General features: G+C 31.0%; 18 protein-coding genes and 2 riboswitches. Of the genes, 10 read left to right on the top strand and 8 right to left on the bottom strand.

What is annotated here, in order from left to right; genetic code table 11:
* Positions 1–22: 22 nt before the first annotated feature.
* Positions 23–134: riboswitch (SAM riboswitch) on the top strand.
* A 105-nt stretch (positions 135–239) separates the two neighbouring features.
* The 3 genes from metK (at position 240) to IDG66_RS02015 (ending at position 3,511) form a co-directional block, all read left to right on the top strand.
* Positions 240–1,433: a methionine adenosyltransferase gene (metK, locus tag IDG66_RS02025; protein WP_000933822.1), complete on the top strand. Its 1,194-nt coding sequence runs from the start codon at positions 240–242 to the stop codon at positions 1,431–1,433.
* A gap of 124 nt (positions 1,434–1,557) precedes the next feature.
* Positions 1,558–2,466: a nuclease-related domain-containing protein gene (locus IDG66_RS02020; protein ID WP_000366158.1), complete on the top strand. Its 909-nt coding sequence runs from the start codon at positions 1,558–1,560 to the stop codon at positions 2,464–2,466.
* A gap of 211 nt (positions 2,467–2,677) precedes the next feature.
* Positions 2,678–3,511 carry an aldo/keto reductase gene (locus IDG66_RS02015; RefSeq protein WP_000453314.1) on the top strand — a complete coding sequence of 278 codons (834 nt, stop codon included), beginning with the start codon at positions 2,678–2,680 and terminating at the stop codon, positions 3,509–3,511.
* A 382-nt stretch (positions 3,512–3,893) separates the two neighbouring features.
* Here IDG66_RS02015 and IDG66_RS02010 read toward each other — a convergent pair whose 3' ends face one another.
* The 3 genes from IDG66_RS02010 to IDG66_RS02000 all read right to left on the bottom strand — a co-directional run bounded on the left by IDG66_RS02010 (position 3,894) and on the right by IDG66_RS02000 (position 5,167).
* Positions 3,894–4,247 carry a fluoride efflux transporter FluC gene (locus IDG66_RS02010; protein ID WP_000623476.1) on the bottom strand — a complete coding sequence of 118 codons (354 nt, stop codon included), beginning with the start codon at positions 4,245–4,247 and terminating at the stop codon, positions 3,894–3,896.
* Complete coding sequence (crcB, locus tag IDG66_RS02005; protein ID WP_001200542.1) at positions 4,244–4,609, bottom strand: fluoride efflux transporter CrcB; 366 nt, start codon at positions 4,607–4,609, stop codon at positions 4,244–4,246. Before crcB ends, IDG66_RS02010 begins: the two co-directional genes overlap by 4 nt.
* Before the next feature lie 255 nt (positions 4,610–4,864).
* Positions 4,865–5,167, bottom strand: coding sequence for a hypothetical protein (locus IDG66_RS02000; protein ID WP_000091445.1), 303 nt, complete (start codon positions 5,165–5,167; stop codon positions 4,865–4,867).
* 259 nt (positions 5,168–5,426) lie between these two features.
* On the opposite strand from IDG66_RS02000, the gene IDG66_RS01995 reads away from it, so the two are divergent.
* Complete coding sequence (locus IDG66_RS01995; protein ID WP_001096494.1) at positions 5,427–6,140, top strand: transaldolase; 714 nt, start codon at positions 5,427–5,429, stop codon at positions 6,138–6,140.
* A gap of 439 nt (positions 6,141–6,579) precedes the next feature.
* On the opposite strand, the gene sdpA is transcribed toward IDG66_RS01995, so the two are convergent.
* On the bottom strand, positions 6,580–7,215 hold the full coding sequence (sdpA, locus tag IDG66_RS01990; protein WP_001168907.1) for a CPBP family intramembrane glutamic endopeptidase SdpA: 636 nt from the start codon (positions 7,213–7,215) through the stop codon (positions 6,580–6,582).
* A gap of 295 nt (positions 7,216–7,510) precedes the next feature.
* Between sdpA and IDG66_RS01985 the strand changes: the two genes are divergently transcribed.
* Positions 7,511–7,954: a hypothetical protein gene (locus tag IDG66_RS01985; protein WP_001030469.1), complete on the top strand. Its 444-nt coding sequence runs from the start codon at positions 7,511–7,513 to the stop codon at positions 7,952–7,954.
* Here IDG66_RS01985 and IDG66_RS01980 read toward each other — a convergent pair.
* Together IDG66_RS01980 and sigS are read right to left on the bottom strand one after the other, a co-directional pair.
* Positions 7,941–8,384, bottom strand: a complete 444-nt coding sequence (locus IDG66_RS01980) for a competence protein ComK (RefSeq protein WP_001153742.1) — start codon at positions 8,382–8,384, stop codon at positions 7,941–7,943. The genes IDG66_RS01985 and IDG66_RS01980 overlap by 14 nt on opposite strands.
* A gap of 112 nt (positions 8,385–8,496) precedes the next feature.
* Positions 8,497–8,967: an RNA polymerase sigma factor SigS gene (sigS, locus tag IDG66_RS01975; RefSeq protein WP_000671052.1), complete on the bottom strand. Its 471-nt coding sequence runs from the start codon at positions 8,965–8,967 to the stop codon at positions 8,497–8,499.
* Between the two features lie 198 nt (positions 8,968–9,165).
* Between sigS and IDG66_RS01970 the strand changes: the two genes are divergently transcribed.
* Positions 9,166–9,390: a hypothetical protein gene (locus IDG66_RS01970; RefSeq protein ID WP_000384171.1), complete on the top strand. Its 225-nt coding sequence runs from the start codon at positions 9,166–9,168 to the stop codon at positions 9,388–9,390.
* A 275-nt stretch (positions 9,391–9,665) separates the two neighbouring features.
* Positions 9,666–10,520: a peptidoglycan release complex glucosaminidase SagB gene (gene sagB, locus IDG66_RS01965; RefSeq protein WP_001032833.1), complete on the top strand. Its 855-nt coding sequence runs from the start codon at positions 9,666–9,668 to the stop codon at positions 10,518–10,520.
* 86 nt (positions 10,521–10,606) lie between these two features.
* On the opposite strand, the gene arsB is transcribed toward sagB, so the two are convergent.
* On the bottom strand, positions 10,607–11,899 hold the full coding sequence (gene arsB, locus IDG66_RS01960; RefSeq protein ID WP_000989116.1) for an arsenite efflux transporter membrane subunit ArsB: 1,293 nt from the start codon (positions 11,897–11,899) through the stop codon (positions 10,607–10,609).
* Complete coding sequence (locus IDG66_RS01955) at positions 11,899–12,213, bottom strand: ArsR/SmtB family transcription factor (RefSeq protein WP_000221179.1); 315 nt, start codon at positions 12,211–12,213, stop codon at positions 11,899–11,901. Before IDG66_RS01955 ends, arsB begins: the two co-directional genes overlap by 1 nt.
* 522 nt (positions 12,214–12,735) lie before the next feature.
* Here IDG66_RS01955 and IDG66_RS01950 point away from each other — a divergent pair.
* The 3 genes from IDG66_RS01950 to IDG66_RS01940 all read left to right on the top strand — a co-directional run bounded on the left by IDG66_RS01950 (position 12,736) and on the right by IDG66_RS01940 (position 16,401).
* Entirely contained in the window at positions 12,736–14,238 is a 1,503-nt protein-coding gene (locus IDG66_RS01950) for an FAD/NAD(P)-binding protein (protein ID WP_001261671.1), read from the top strand.
* Between the two features lie 218 nt (positions 14,239–14,456).
* Positions 14,457–14,592: riboswitch (FMN riboswitch) on the top strand.
* 126 nt (positions 14,593–14,718) lie between these two features.
* Positions 14,719–15,762, top strand: a complete 1,044-nt coding sequence (ribD, locus tag IDG66_RS01945) for a bifunctional diaminohydroxyphosphoribosylaminopyrimidine deaminase/5-amino-6-(5-phosphoribosylamino)uracil reductase RibD (RefSeq protein ID WP_000077351.1) — start codon at positions 14,719–14,721, stop codon at positions 15,760–15,762.
* A 6-nt stretch (positions 15,763–15,768) separates the two neighbouring features.
* A complete protein-coding gene (locus IDG66_RS01940) occupies positions 15,769–16,401 on the top strand; it encodes a riboflavin synthase (protein WP_000493886.1) in 633 nt (210 codons plus the stop codon).

Genomic DNA, 16,401 nt, shown 5'->3' with positions numbered 1-16,401 from the left:
GTACTATTATTTTTAACGGATTCTCTTATCCTGAGTGGTGGAGGGACATGGACCCAATGAAACCCAGCAACCTCTTTTTTTATAAAAGAAAGGTGCCAAACCGTTTGCAGACAAATAGGTCTGAACGATAAGAGCGAATGGACGTATTAGGCCTTCTCTCTATATTAATAGTTAGAAGGTCTTTTTTATTTAGCTCACAGAGAGAGAATTTTCGTAATATAAATTTAAAGGAGCAAACTATGTTAAATAACAAACGATTATTTACTTCAGAGTCTGTTACAGAAGGACACCCAGATAAAATCGCTGACCAAGTGTCAGATGCAATATTAGATGCTATTTTAAAAGACGACCCAAATGCACGTGTAGCTTGTGAAACAACTGTTACAACAGGTATGGCATTGATCGCCGGCGAAATTTCTACAACAACATATGTTGATATTCCGAAAGTTGTTAGAGAAACAATTAAAGAAATTGGATACACAAGAGCAAAATATGGTTATGATTATGAAACAATGGCAATTTTAACTGCGATTGATGAACAATCACCTGACATTGCACAAGGCGTGGATAAAGCATTAGAGTATCGTGATAAAGATAGCGAAGAAGAAATTGAAGCAACAGGTGCAGGTGACCAAGGTTTAATGTTTGGTTACGCAACGAATGAAACAGAGACGTATATGCCTCTAGCAATTTATTTATCACATCAATTGGCAAAACGTTTATCAGATGTGCGTAAAGATGGTACGTTAAATTATTTACGACCAGACGGTAAAGTTCAGGTCACTGTTGAATATGATGAAAATGATAACCCAGTACGTATTGATACGATTGTCGTATCAACACAACATGCTGAGGATGTGACACTTGAACAAATTCAAGAAGACATTAAAGCACATGTCATTTATCCAACTGTTCCAGAAAACTTGATTAATGAACAAACTAAATTCTACATCAATCCTACAGGACGCTTTGTAATCGGTGGACCTCAAGGTGATGCAGGATTAACAGGACGTAAAATCATTGTTGATACGTACGGTGGCTATGCACGTCATGGTGGCGGATGCTTCAGTGGTAAGGATCCTACAAAAGTAGACCGTTCAGCTGCATACGCTGCACGTTATGTGGCTAAAAATATTGTTGCAGCAGGTTTAGCAGATCAATGTGAAGTACAATTGGCATATGCGATTGGTGTTGCAGAACCAGTGTCAATTGCAATTGATACATTTGGAACAGGTAAAGTTTCTGAAGGGCAACTTGTCGAAGCAGTTAGAAAACACTTTGACCTAAGACCTGCAGGTATTATTAAAATGCTTGATTTGAAACAACCGATTTACAAACAAACTGCTGCTTATGGTCATTTTGGACGTACAGATGTCTTATTCCCATGGGAAAAATTAGACAAAGTGGAAGAATTAAAAGACGCAGTAAAATAATAAGATGAATTGAATATAGCTAAATAAAAGATTTTCGGTATATAAATGATAATATGTATCGAAAATCTTTAGCTTTTCTATTATAATTAAAGTTATTCATATATTAAAAAGGAGCGTTGTTGTGATGGATTTATCTTCACCGATAGTCATTGGACTCATTATTGCAGTAGTCATTGCATTAATCTTTTTTGTCCTTTTCTTAGTTACCTTAGGTAGTAAGAAAAAAGTTAAGCGACAAACAGAAGAAAAGTATGAACAACAAGAACAAAACATTAAAAAGTCTCATGAAGAAGCTTTAGAGAAAGAGCGTATTCAAAATAAAAAGACAATTACAAAACAACAAGAAGATTATAATCACATGGTTAGTACAAAAGATCGTGAGATTGACGCATTAAAATTGTTCTCGAAAAATCATAGTGAATATGTAACGGACATGAGATTAATTGGTATTCGTGAAAGATTAGTTAAAGAAAAACGAATTCGACCAGAAGATATGCACATTATGGCAAATATCTTTTTACCAAAGGATGGCTTTAATAATATTGAACGAATTAGTCATTTAGTATTAACAAGAACTGGTCTTTATATTATTGATTCTCAATTGTTAAAAGGTCATGTTTATAATGGTATTAGTGGCGGTCAATTTAAAGATTTACCACCAATGGAACAAGTATTTGATACATTGGATTTAGATAAATCTAGACCACAAACTATTGTGATGGATCAAAATGATGACAAACGTTCATTATCTTTTGTAAATTATTCAGATCAAATTGAGGCGATTAAACAATTGGCTGAAGACTTACAAAAAGAATTAGGTGCCAAATATACGCCAACTTCAATTTTATACTTTAATCCTAAAAATGAAGGCGATGTAACGATTTCAAATTATAATCAAAATAGTGCTGTCAAAGTGCTTGTCGGTGCTGAACAATTAGACGAGTTCTTTAACAAATTTGTATTCCATGGTCGTATTCAATACAACGTGGAAGACTTACAACAAATGATGGATAAAATTGAATCATTCAATTAAATGTTAGGCTGAAGTGATGACTATATGTTGTTACTTCGGCTTTTTTAGTTTGTCATAAATTAAACAGAATTACTTTTACAATTTGATTAATATTTGAGAGATATTACTAGAATTTTAGTGGTTGATTGCTCTAAGTGTTTTTTCTCATGTATTCAACTCAGATTTGTTATGATAACAGGGTATAATACATCAAAAAGGTGAGGCGATATTTATGGAGGTTAAAACATTTTATAATGGAAACACGATGCCACAAATTGGTTTAGGGACATTTCGTGTGGAAAATGATGAAAATTGCATGGAAAGTGTTAAGTATGCCATTGAACAAGGATATCGTAGTATTGATACCGCAAAAGTTTATGGGAATGAAGAACAAGTAGGTGCTGGCATTCGTGCCGGATTGGAGTCAACTGGTATTGCTAGAGAAGACTTATTTATTACTTCAAAATTATATTTTGAGGATTTCGGTCGTGAAAATGTAGCAGCTGCTTACGAAGCTAGTTTATCTAGATTAGGTTTAAAATACTTAGATTTGTATCTAGTACATTGGCCAGGTACGAACGAAGCCGTAATGGTTGATACATGGAAAGGTATGGAAGATTTATATAAAAATAATAAAGTTAAAAATATAGGTGTCAGCAATTTTGAACCTGAACATTTGGAAGCTTTGTTGGCACAAGTGTCAATTAAACCTGTAATTAATCAGGTTGAATATCATCCATATTTAACGCAACATAAATTGAAATTATATTTGGCAGCACAACATATCGTGATGGAATCTTGGTCACCATTGATGAATGCACAAATTTTAAATGATGAGACAATTAAAGACATTGCTCAAGAATTAGGAAAGTCACCTGCCCAAGTTGTTTTAAGATGGAATGTGCAGCATGGTGTGGTTACAATCCCTAAATCGGTAACACCAAACAGAATCTCTGAAAACTTCCAAATATTTGATTTCGAATTATCAGATGAACAAATGACGCGAATTGATGGTTTAAATCAAGATAAGAGAATTGGACCTGATCCAAAAACTTTTGAAGGATAGATTAAAATCACTCAACTGATGAAAAGGTTAGATGGATTGTCACAGGCTGGGACATAAATCAATGTTCTATGCTCTACGAAGTTATATTGGCAGTAGTTGACTGAACGAAAATGCGCTTGTAACAAGCTTTTTTCAATTCTAGTCAACCTTGCCGGGGTGGGACGACGAAATAAATTTTGAGAAAATATCATTTCTGTCCCACTCCCTTTATTTTCGACTAGTTTGGAGAATTTATTGACATTCACATTATTTAAACGGTAACAAAGATTATTGAAATTTGGTAGGCATTTTATGGTGCTAAAAAATTTGCATGAAAATTAAAAAATGCTTCGTTCAGGAAGGTGTCGTAATTTACCTATTTGCTGAATGAAGCATTTTATTTTTAAATATGATAGCCAATATAACAAGCTATAAATCCAATGATGAATTGTAAAAGTGAATAATTGAGAAAAAGGTTAATATTAAATTTTGGCGTCATCATTAGTGTAAGTTCCTTGGCTAACGTTGAGAAAGTTGTTAAGCCACCTAAAAAACCGGTAACAAAGAACGCAGGGAACCATGAGATTGAAATTGATAAGCCTATATTTAATCCAATTAAAAAACTACCAACTAGATTTACTATCAATGTTGCGATAGGTAACTTTGAAGTAAATTTATGATTAAAATAATCAGTAATGGCACTTCTAGTAATTGCACCGAAACCGCCGCCAATCATGACTAAAATGATTGATATCATGATAAACCACCACCTAGTTTTATACCGACGTAACATAACAAAATACCAAAGACATAACTTGTTACAGCATATAGTAGTAAAGTTATAAATTGTTGATGATCAAACATATGTATTAATTCTAATTGAAATGTTGAAAAAGTCGTTAAAGCACCAAGAAAACCAGTCGTAATAGCTTTTTTTAGCGTCGGATGGTTTGAAAAAAATGCAATTGTTAAGGCTGTTAGCAATCCCATTACAAAGGCACCAGTCAAATTGGCTATCAGTGTTCCGATTGGAAAACCTCCGTCAGTATTCAGAAAAGAAATGAGGTAACGTAATAAAGCGCCTAAAGCACCACCGATAAAAATATATACATATTGCATTTGGTTCACCTCGAAAAGAAGTAGTTTGAATTTAAAAAAGAGGTTTTGGCAACGCGACGACAAAAATTGTCGATGCATTATCAAACCTCATTATATGTTATATCTTGTTGTATAACTATAGCGATTAGATGTATAGTTATGATTTCGAAAATCTAATATTTTTTATACGCAACAACGTCATCAAATTGTTTTACTCATTATAGCATGATACATTGTATTGTTTTGTATTAAGGCTACATTGACATTTTATCTTTTTTAAATAAAACCGAATGTACGAACAATTGAAAAGATATGTACTAAAATAACAATTAGAATAATCCAAGGCAAACTTTTACTCGCAATTCTAATCCAATCTGCATCAGGCTTTAGTGATTTAATTGAACGATCTGCAAAAATTATAGACAAAATTAGTACAATTGAGTTAATAACACTGCAGAAAAGTATTAATTTAATAAAAGAATTAAAAAGTCCACTTAGGAAAACGTTATTTGTATTAAAGAAAAAGCTTAAAATAATCATTAAGCTAGATAAGTAAAAGTATTTTTTTGAACGAGACATGCTAGACCTCCTGGATGGTTATCATTTACATATCGTATCATAAACAATCATAAAACAATAGTTTTATTAACTTGTAGACACAATGTTTACTAAAGTCATTTTTTAAAAATATAGGCAAAAAATTAGCTATATATTATAAAAGCGTGATATAAATGTTTTATATAACAAAGAAATAAAAATCATTTTTTACAAATGGTTGTAAGAAAAAGACATGCAGATGTTGTTAAAATTTTAATAAGAATCAAGGAGGCAATATTATATGGCTAAACTAAATGTAGAAGTATTTGCGGACGGTGCAGATATTGAAGAAATGAAAGCAGCTTATAAAAACAAACAAGTGGATGGTTTTACAACAAATCCTAGTTTAATGGCGAAAGCGGGCGTAACAGATTACAAAGCTTTTGCTGAAGAAGCTGTGAAAGAAATTCCAGATGCTTCAATTTCATTTGAAGTATTTGCAGACGATTTAGAAACTATGGAAAAAGAAGCAGCAATTCTAAAACAATATGGCGAAAATGTATTTGTTAAAATTCCTATTGTAAATACAAAAGGTGAATCAACGATTCCTTTAATTAAAAAGCTTTCAGCTGACAATGTGAGATTAAACGTTACGGCTGTTTACACAATTGAACAAGTTAAAGAAATAACTGAAGCAGTAACTGAAGGTGTGCCAACATATGTTTCAGTATTTGCAGGACGTATTGCAGATACAGGCGTAGATCCATTACCATTAATGAAAGAGGCTGTAAAAGTTACGCATAGTAAAGACGGCGTTAAATTATTATGGGCAAGTTGCCGCGAATTATTCAATGTGATTCAAGCTGATGAAATTGGTGCAGATATTATTACATGCCCTGCAGATGTTGTGAAAAAAGTGAATACAAACTTAGGTCGCGATATTAACGAATTATCAGTAGATACAGTTAAAGGCTTTGCGAAAGATATTCAATCTTCAGGTCTTTCTATTCTATAATATATAAATATATTTAAACACTTATAGGCATTGTGCTTATGGGGGTTTTTCCATAATAGTTATTAATGAAGAAGAAGTCAAAATTCAGCTAAGTAAAAGCTCGAGTTATAAAAAAGTCTAAATTGATTCAACAGGAGTAGAAAAGGAAATTAGTCTCGCATATTTTAGAAAATGAATAAAAACAATTACTATATGCAACTTAAGAATTAAATATTATTTAAGCCACATACCTATTAGAGTACAAAATATACAAGTTGTACTTATATCTAGGTATGTGACTTTTGATTTTAAGCGTAAAGCAAAAGTTTTTATGTTTGTATTAGTTCTAAATTATTTTGCACTTGATGACACGTATTTTTGAGTTTAAGTGGTGACTCAAGTTCAATAAAATAAATATCAGATAGATAATTTGAAAATAATATGAAAGGTTATCTCAAAATTATCCCCATATTATAAAGAGCAGAGCTAACAAGTTATTTAAGAAGTGCATGAATATTACCACTTCTAATCGTTTTGTTTTTATATAAATTATACCAAAAATCAAACCAGAATATAAGTAAGGTAAATAACCAATCCAAGTGTCAGATTCGTGTAATGATGCAAAAACTAAACTAGACACAATTAACCCTAAAAACAAGTGTTTTCTGAAGATAACCCTTATTATCATACCGCGAAAAACAATTTCTTCCACAATAGCGGGGATGATGGTAACAGTGAAAATAGAAATATAGAATGGTGTATTTCGTATTTCTTGCTCTAATTGTTGTTCATTTGCCGGTACGTCATGAAAATATAAATAAAGATTATCTAACCCATAAATTAATAGTGCACCGCCTATAATATAAATAACTTGAGACAATGTTAATTTTTTAAAAGAGAATAAATTGATTTTGAATAGCCTCAATAGAATTAAACCTACTAATACAATTAGCATGCTATAAAGTAAATGTACTTCACTGACAACTATGCCGATAAATAAAATGATAGTAATAAAAAATGCTGCCATTAAAGTTAAAAAATAATTTCCTCGTGTAACCGATAAATCATCGTAAAAAAAGTCTTTGAATTTTTGCATGCTAAATCCTTTCTTTTCATTTTTTAAAATTATTTTGAATGCAATATGTTTAAGGATAGATTCATTATATATGAAACATATATACGATTAAAATTTATCATTGTACCTACCTAAAAAGCATTAGTTTGGAAAATTAGCAGACTGTATTTTAGCGTCAAATCACCATAAATGAAATTGTAATATGGATTTTTGTAGATTTGATACATATATTTCTGTAAAATATATAAAATACACTTTCAATTGACGCTAATGTTTAAAATTACGTCAATATTATAAAGGAGAGAAATCCTTAATTATGAATAAAGCATCATTTGATAAAAAAGTTAAAAAGCAATTATGGTTTTTGAACAAGAAGGAGAAACAAGCATTAGATCAACGATTGTCTTCTATATCTGATGATGACAGCGTTAACTTAAATAAGCCTGTTACCTTTGCTAATGCTTACTTAAGACAAAATGTATTTCGAAATAAAGAAACAAAAAGTTATAGTATGTTTGTTACATTAGTAGTGATGATGTTTGCTTATGTTGCTTTATTAGGCTTGTTTTTATTTGGGCTAATTACAAGTCTATCTGGCGTACAATTTTTCGTTAGTCCTAAGGTAGATTTATCAACAACTGTTGTTATTTTAACAATTATTGGAGCGATTTTATTAATGATTGTTAGCATATATTTTATAAAAATTGTGACATCATACTTTACTAAGAAACTTTTAGAAATTAAATTTAATTCGAAATAGTATTTTCAATGAAGTGCTTCAAAGCTAAACTTTCATGACATTTTTTTGAAACTAGAGAAAATGGCTCATCAACTTCTAGCTGAATGCCTTCTTGAAAATGTATTAATGTTGAATTCTCTATGGCAGTCATACCAACAATATAATGTGCATTGATATAAATTTGTATCGGTGCACGTTTATGTTTTAACGGAAAAAGTATAGTTTTTGGGTTGATGTAAATAGGAACCAGTTTATTAATATTTAGTATGTTTTTTGCAGTCTCAATTAGCACACTTTGTGATGATAAATGCAATTTCGCATAATATGAAACGAGTTTGTTAATTGGAACTTTAAGAATGTAATCGCAATGTAAAAAGACACAATTTGTTTCGAGATGGTTTGAAGTAGCAGTTTGGATATAAAGTAGATATTTAGTAGAATTGTCTTGCAAATATAGTACTCCTCGTATAATAAGTTGTTAATTTAATGGTTAAAATAAATTTATATGAAGATGTTAGGGTGTTTCAACATCATTAACACATCGACCGAAATTTCACAATAAACTAATTAAAATTATGTTGGCATTTACGCTTAACGGACATCTTAATTAATTTAATCGTTGAAAGCGATAATGACATGATTTCAGCAATTTCAAATTGCTTGTATCCTTCAAGGTATAGTTTGAGCCATAGTCTTTCTCTTTGATTTAAAAGCTTGAAGATATCTTGTAAACGAAGGTCATGTTCATTAAAGTATGTTGGTTGTTCAGTTAATGTTGGTGAATTATTCTCACATAAAATGACATCTTTTAATTGATTTTGTTGTCTGAATAAATCGATAAGGTAAAAATTTAATCGAGTGAATAAAAAAGAGGATAAAGATTGCTTGCTTGAGGGTTTATATATCTGACTCAATTGCCACATTTTTATCAAGAGTAGTTGATAATACTCATCATAATTATAGCTAATATTATATTTTTTTAAAAGATGGTGTATGATTTTGTGGTGTTTGTTGTATACGTCATTAAATTTCAAGTAGTCATTCTCCAAGTTATACGTATAACAAATATTTCCGGATAAAGTTAGAATAAAATATTTAGAAAAATCATTCATTTGCGTAATCGCTAAATTAAGTGTTAAATATAAGACATAAGTAATTAATTTAATGTGATATGATGTATTATTACTCTGCTAAATAGTAGATAGAACAAAATTTGTAATCGGGAGGTAACAATGGATTACGCACATTTAAATTTAGAACATTTTTTTGCACGAAACGACGATTTAGATGTTATAAGAGATCGCGCTGATTTCGTGATGATAAATAACTTCACTAATGAAATGATGTATCGTGATGGTCAAATTGAAGGTACGATTGATTTAAATCAGTACTATTATAAAAATAGATCAAATGCAGCAAGTTTTATTATGATGGATTATAAAAAAGAAACTAAGTAAACGAACAAGAGAATTTTTTGTTTTTTAATACGTGAATAATAAGATTATTGATATAAAGGTTTTCAAAGGTTATACAAAAAGAAAAAACATTTATGATTCGTAAATCAACGTAAAGTAATGTTGATAAATGGTTTAAAACGTTTCATTTACATTACTGTTTATTTATGAATATGTAACAATGCATAGATAAAATTGTTAAACGGTTTTAATAATGTTAAACTTTATTATCGTAATCAAACTGAATGTATAACAACAATGACCTAAGAGGTGTGGATATGAATAAACACAAGAAAGGTTCTATTTTTGGAATAATAGGACTTGTTGTCATATTTGCTGTTGTCTCATTTTTATTTTTCTCAATGATATCCGATCAGATATTTTTCAAACATGTTAAATCCGACATTAAGATTGAAAAGTTAAATGTTACATTAAACGATGCAGCAAAGAAACAAATAAATAATTATACGAGTCAACAGGTATCAAATAAAAAGAATGATGCATGGAGAGATGCATCTGCAACTGAAATTAAAAGTGCAATGGATAGCGGTACTTTTATCGATAATGAAAAGCAAAAATATCAATTTTTAGATTTATCAAAGTATCAAGGGATTGATAAAAATAGAATTAAACGTATGTTAGTAGATAGACCAACGTTATTGAAACATACGGATGATTTCTTAAAAGCTGCTAAAGATAAGCACGTTAACGAAGTTTATTTAATTTCACATGCATTATTAGAAACTGGCGCAGTTAAAAGTGAATTAGCTAATGGAGTCGAAATTGATGGCAAAAAATACTACAATTTCTATGGAGTAGGAGCCCTTGATAAAGACCCAATTAAAACAGGTGCAGAATATGCTAAAAAGCATGGTTGGGATACACCTGAAAAAGCTATTTCAGGCGGTGCTGATTTCATTCATAAGCACTTCTTATCAAGCACAGATCAAAATACATTGTATAGTATGAGATGGAATCCAAAAAATCCAGGAGAACATCAATATGCTACTGATATTAAGTGGGCAGAAAGTAATGCAACAATTATCGCTGACTTTTATAAGAACATGAAGACTGAAGGAAAATACTTCAAATACTTTGTGTATAAAGATGACAGTAAACATTTGAATAAGTAATTTGATAGAGTTAAGTTATGATATAACTTGCTCAAGTATAAAAAGACGCTTTCTATCGCAATAAATAGAAAGCGTCTTTTTATTAATTAAAATATGATAAGTGTTAGATACAACCCTATGAGGGTTATAAATAGTACTGGAATTGTAATGATGATACCGGTTTTAAAGTATGTGCCCCAAGAAATCTTAACATCTTTTTGTGTTAAGACGTGTAACCACAGTAATGTAGCTAGAGAGCCTATCGGTGTAATTTTTGGACCTAAATCAGAACCGATAACATTCGCATAAATTAGGCCTTCTTTTAACATGCCATGGACATTTGATTGACCAATAGCAATCGCATCTATTAAAACTGTAGGCATATTATTCATTATTGATGATAAAAACGCTGAAATGAAGCCCATTCCCAAAATAGTGCTAAATAGACCGTAATTGGAAATATATTCTAATATTTTAGCCAATATTAAAGTAATGCCAGCATTTCTTAAGCCGAATACGACGATATACATACCAATTGAAAATAATACTATATTCCAAGGTGCGCCCTTAATGACTTGCTTAATATTTAAAGCATTTGATTTACGAGCCAACATTAGAAAAATAAAAGCAATGATTCCAGTGAAAATTGATACCGGAATTTTAGTAAATTCACTGATAAGATAGCCGAAAAGTAATATAACTAGCACAATCCATGAAATTTTAAATAGCTTTAAATCATTAATGGCATCTTTAGGATGCTTTATATTATTATCATCAAACGTTTTAGGTATCGCCTTTCTAAAATATAACCACAATACTATAATACTTGCTAAAAGTGAGAATAAATTAGGTATAATCATTCTACTAAAATATCGAATGAATCCTATATGAAAATAATCAGCAGATATAATATTCACTAGATTGCTCACGATCAAAGGTAAAGAAGTTGTGTCAGCTATAAAACCACTCGCAATAATAAAAGGGAATATGGCCCGCTTACTAAAACCTATATTTTTAACCATCGCTAATACAATAGGCGTTAAGATTAACGCTGCGCCATCATTTGCGAAAAATGCAGCAACAATGGCACCCAATAATATGATATAAACGAACATTTTTAAACCATTGCCTTTTGAAGCATGAAGCATGTGAATAGCTGACCATTCGAATAATCCAACTTTATCTAATATTAATGAAATAAGAATGACTGAGACAAAAGTCAAAGTAGCATTCCAAACAATACCTGTTACTTCGAAAACATCGGAAAAACTTACAACACCAGTAATAACAGCAATAAAGGCACCAGTTAATGCGGTAATGCCAATATCTAGGCCTTTAGGTTGCCATAATACAAATAATAAAGTTACTAGAAAAATGAGTGTCGCTAAAGTTGTCATCATTAGCATTCACCAGTCTTAAGGTTATGACAAATACATCGTTGGTTAGAGGTATGAACCTTTGACAAGTTATTAATTACGGACTCAAAAATATTATGATTAAGCTGGTATAAATGTTTATTTCCGATTTTTCGTGTCGTAACTAAGTTGGTTTTTACTAATGCTTTCATATGATAGCTAAGTGTAGGTTGAGAGAATTGAAAATGTGCTAACAAATCACAAGCGCATAACTCTCCACAAGAAAGTAAATCTAGTATTTCTAATCTGCTTGAATCTGATAAAACTTTTAAAAATGTTGCTAGTTCTTTATACGTCATAACATACCTCCTAGACGTTAAATAGATTATCATCTATATAGATGAATGTCTATGTTCCTTTGGTATATTACACGATATGACTATGTAATTTAAATTTGGTTTTAGTATTAAAAGGGTATTAAAGATAAATTATAGATATTGATTTTGCAAAATATACTCTTTGTTTTGCATTGAAAAAGGTGATTAGCCATATCTTGAGTGTATGGCCAATCACCTTAGTTGAATTTATTTTGTAATCAAGGGTATTGATTAAGAAGCTTTGTTTTTACGACTAAAAATCATAAATAGAATTACTAATGAGATTAATATCTTTGCTATAAATTTCAATTTAATTCACCTCGTTAAAAATATTTTAACACAAACACTAAGGTTGATATTAAATGAAAAGTTTTAAATGGTTTAATGGTTGTGAAAGTGAAATAATAGCTTGCCTTAATAAATTTTATTAAAAATACCAAATTGCTATAATTATAGGTAATAGTTTAAATATAATATTTTGAATTACAAAAGGATGGATGATATATGCGTGTAGCAATAATAGGCATGGGAACTGCTGGTGTAAGTGTATTGAGAGAGTTAGTTAAGCACCCGAAGTTTAATCAATTAGATATAGATTTATACGATGATAAAGTAAATATGGGACAGGGCGTACCATTTCAAAATGATAGTTCTGAGCTGCTAATTAATATGCCTTCGAAAAAGATGAGTTTAAATTTAGATGATGAGACTGAATTTTGGAAGTGGTATAAACAACAAACTGATTTTAATTTTGATGAACCTGCATATTTACCGAGATTTGTATTCGGACATTATATGAAATCTTATTTATCTATGTTCACGAAAAAATATCCAAATATATCAACTAATTATAATAAAGTTCAAGAGATTTATACAAATTCTAATATCGATGAAACGAATTTAACTTATTACATATGTACTACAAATTCAGAACAATCATGGCAAGCGTACGATTATGTATTTTTAACATGTGGTACATTTGCCTACCATGATCCATATAACTTAAAGGGTAAAAAAGGATATATCGCTACGCCTTATCCAACATATAATACGTTAGACGAAGTAAATGAACTGGACGATATTGCGATTATTGGTACAGGCCTTGCCAGTTTAGATGTTGTCCGTTATGTTGCTGCTCATCATCCGAAATTACCAATTACTATGACGAGTCGTTCTGCTCATTTACCAAGTGTAAGAGGTACAATGATAGACGTGACATTCAAGTACTTAACTAAAGACAAATTAAATGACATTAAAAAACATCATTTCGGCAATGCACCGCTTGATACTTTAGTTTCTTTATTTTTAAAAGAATGTGCTGAATATGACATTGATTTTAAAAAATTAGTATATAGACGTACAGGAAATCATATTGCAGATTTGAAGTATGATTTAGCGCGTCCAACAGAAATGGGCATTTTCCAAAGTATGATTGAACATTTGAAAGAGAATTTAAATTGGATATGGAATAGCTTAAGTATTGAAGACCAACATCAATTTAATCAAAAATACTCAAAGATGATTCAATTAAATTCAAATCCAATGCCTCCAAGAACTGCTGAACTAATTATTGAATTAATAGAAAATAAGTCTTTAATTTTGAAAAAAGATTTAGAAGATGTGAAACATGATGGCAAGTTGTATTATTTTTCATACAAAAACCAAGAATCAGTAGACATATATAATGTTGTCATTAACGCGACAGGTGCAAAAAGTCATTTAAATGAATTGGATCAAGATGATCAATTAATTAAAAATCTTGAAAATAGACAAATTGTACAAGCACACCCAATGGGAGGCATACAAATCATTCCGGAAACCAATCAAGTTATTAGTCCAAGGTTTGGAACATTAACAAATATGATTGCGATAGGTCAAATGACAAACGGTGTTAATAAACTACGAAATGGTGTGAAAATGATTGTAGAACAAGTTGCGCATAAAGTATCTCAATTATATGATGCTTTAGAATCGAATGAGCAACAACAGCGCAGTGACAATCAATAATTTGTAACTAGAAGATAATAAAGAGAACGCTCTATAGAGACGAATTGAAGGTTTGATTTTAATGTCTGTTAGTAAGAATCATATCAATGAGATGCCTATAGTACTCAGATTATATTAAATTAAAACCGTCATTAATTGTTTTTTCAGAAAACATATAGTATCATTTTAAATGTAGTTGACATACTACGTACTCAAATAATCTATAACAATTTCATATATAATTCTTTCGGGGCAGGGTGAAATTCCCAACCGGCAGTAAATAAAGCCTGCGACCTGCTAATATGTTTCATATTAGTGGCTGATCTAGTGAGATTCTAGAGCCGACAGTTAAAGTCTGGATGGGAGAAAGAATGTTAATTATCGACAAAGATAATGTAGCGTATTTGTAAAAATGTGTACAAATAGGCTTATTTAACGATAAATTTTTCTCCTTGCATCTTAATTCATGATGTGAGGATTTTTGTTTATAGAGGTGATCATTTGAGTCAATTTATGGATTATGCGATTCAACTTGCAAATATGGTACAAGGTCAAACAGGTGTTAATCCACCCGTTGGCGCTGTTGTAGTTAAAGAAGGTAGGATTGTTGGTATTGGTGCACACTTGAGAAAAGGTGACAAGCATGCGGAGGTTCAAGCACTTGATATGGCACAACAAAATGCTGAAGGTGCGACGATTTATATTACGTTAGAGCCATGTAGTCATTTTGGTTCAACACCACCCTGTGTTAACAAAATTATTGATTGTAAGATAACTAAAGTAGTTTACGCAACAAAAGACAATTCGTTAGACACACATGGTGATGAGACGTTACGGGCTCACGGTATTGAGGTTGAATGCGTTGATGATGAACGGGCATCACAATTATACCAAGACTTTTTTAAAGCAAAAGCAAAGCAACTGCCACAAATTACAGTGAAAGTATCTGCAAGTTTAGATGGTAAACAAGCGAATGATAATGGACAAAGTCAATGGATTACTAACAAAGAGGTTAAACAAGATGTCTATAAGTTAAGACATCGACACGACGCAGTGTTAACTGGAAGACGTACAGTTGAATTAGATGATCCACAATATACTACACGTATTCAAGATGGAAAAAACCCTATAAAAGTAATATTGTCTAAGTCTGGGAATATTCATTTTAATCAGCAAATTTATCAAGATGAATCAACACCAATTTGGATATATACTGAAAATCCAAATTTAACAACCAATCAAACACATATTGAAATTATTTACTTGAAGTCTTGCGATTTAACAACAATTCTTCACAATTTATATAAAAGAGGAGTTGGAACTTTGCTAGTCGAGGCAGGTCCAACCACTACTTCAGAATTTCTCCAATCTAATTATATAGATGAATTTATTCTCTATTATGCCCCGAAATTAATTGGCGGATCTGGAAATTATCAATTTTATCAAACAAATGATGTGATTGAGATACCAGATGCGAACCAATTTGAAATTGTTCATTCCGAGTTATTAAATCAAAATGTTAAATTAACTTTACGAAAGAAGTGATGATGCATGTTTACTGGCATCGTTGAAGAAATAGGTGTCGTTAAAAGTGTTCAAATTCGTCAATCAGTCAGGACGATTGAAATCGAAGCACATAAGATTACGGCAGATATGCATATTGGTGATTCCATCAGTGTTAATGGTGCATGTTTAACAGTGATTGATTTTGATCAGACATCTTTTACTGTTCAAGTAATTAAAGGCACTGAAAATAAAACCTATTTAGCAGATGTTAAGCGACAATCAGAAGTAAATTTAGAGCGTGCCATGAGTGGTAACGGTAGGTTTGGTGGACATTTTGTCCTCGGTCATGTAGATGAACTAGGAACAGTTTCAAAAATAAATGAAACAGCCAATGCCAAAATTATTACGATTCAATGTAGCCAACATATTAATAATCAGTTAGTTAAGCAAGGGTCTATTACTGTGGATGGTGTAAGTCTAACGGTATTTGATAAGCATGATAACAGTTTTGACATTCATCTTATTCCAGAAACGAGGCGTTCAACGATTTTATCATCCAAAAAATTAGGAGATAAAGTACATTTAGAAACAGACGTTTTGTTTAAATATGTTGAAAATATTTTAAATAAAGATAAAGACCAATTATCTGTAGATAAATTAAGAGCATTTGGTTTTTAG

The sequence above is a fragment of the Staphylococcus sp. EG-SA-18 genome (assembly GCF_017151825.1).
GTDB classification, from domain to species: domain Bacteria; phylum Bacillota; class Bacilli; order Staphylococcales; family Staphylococcaceae; genus Staphylococcus; species Staphylococcus aureus.
The sequence above is the reverse complement of the archived record's forward strand: the minus strand, read 5'-3'. Positions and strand labels throughout refer to the sequence as shown.

Excerpts from the sequence above, each read along its gene's own strand:
- IDG66_RS02020 (WP_000366158.1), top strand. The coding sequence starts at position 1,558 with ATGGATTTATCTTCACCGATAGTCATTGGACTCATTATTGCAGTAGTC.
- arsB (WP_000989116.1), bottom strand. The coding sequence starts at position 11,899 with ATGATGACAACTTTAGCGACACTCATTTTTCTAGTAACTTTATTATTT.
- IDG66_RS02015 (WP_000453314.1), top strand. The coding sequence starts at position 2,678 with ATGGAGGTTAAAACATTTTATAATGGAAACACGATGCCACAAATTGGT.
- IDG66_RS02000 (WP_000091445.1), bottom strand. The coding sequence starts at position 5,167 with ATGTCTCGTTCAAAAAAATACTTTTACTTATCTAGCTTAATGATTATT.
- IDG66_RS01940 (WP_000493886.1), top strand. The coding sequence starts at position 15,769 with ATGTTTACTGGCATCGTTGAAGAAATAGGTGTCGTTAAAAGTGTTCAA.
- IDG66_RS01995 (WP_001096494.1), top strand. The coding sequence starts at position 5,427 with ATGGCTAAACTAAATGTAGAAGTATTTGCGGACGGTGCAGATATTGAA.
- sdpA (WP_001168907.1), bottom strand. The coding sequence starts at position 7,215 with ATGCAAAAATTCAAAGACTTTTTTTACGATGATTTATCGGTTACACGA.
- IDG66_RS01985 (WP_001030469.1), top strand. The coding sequence starts at position 7,511 with ATGAATAAAGCATCATTTGATAAAAAAGTTAAAAAGCAATTATGGTTT.
- IDG66_RS01955 (WP_000221179.1), bottom strand. The coding sequence starts at position 12,213 with ATGACGTATAAAGAACTAGCAACATTTTTAAAAGTTTTATCAGATTCA.
- crcB (WP_001200542.1), bottom strand. The coding sequence starts at position 4,609 with ATGCAATATGTATATATTTTTATCGGTGGTGCTTTAGGCGCTTTATTA.
- metK (WP_000933822.1), top strand. The coding sequence starts at position 240 with ATGTTAAATAACAAACGATTATTTACTTCAGAGTCTGTTACAGAAGGA.
- sagB (WP_001032833.1), top strand. The coding sequence starts at position 9,666 with ATGAATAAACACAAGAAAGGTTCTATTTTTGGAATAATAGGACTTGTT.
- IDG66_RS01950 (WP_001261671.1), top strand. The coding sequence starts at position 12,736 with ATGCGTGTAGCAATAATAGGCATGGGAACTGCTGGTGTAAGTGTATTG.
- IDG66_RS02010 (WP_000623476.1), bottom strand. The coding sequence starts at position 4,247 with ATGATATCAATCATTTTAGTCATGATTGGCGGCGGTTTCGGTGCAATT.
- IDG66_RS01970 (WP_000384171.1), top strand. The coding sequence starts at position 9,166 with ATGGATTACGCACATTTAAATTTAGAACATTTTTTTGCACGAAACGAC.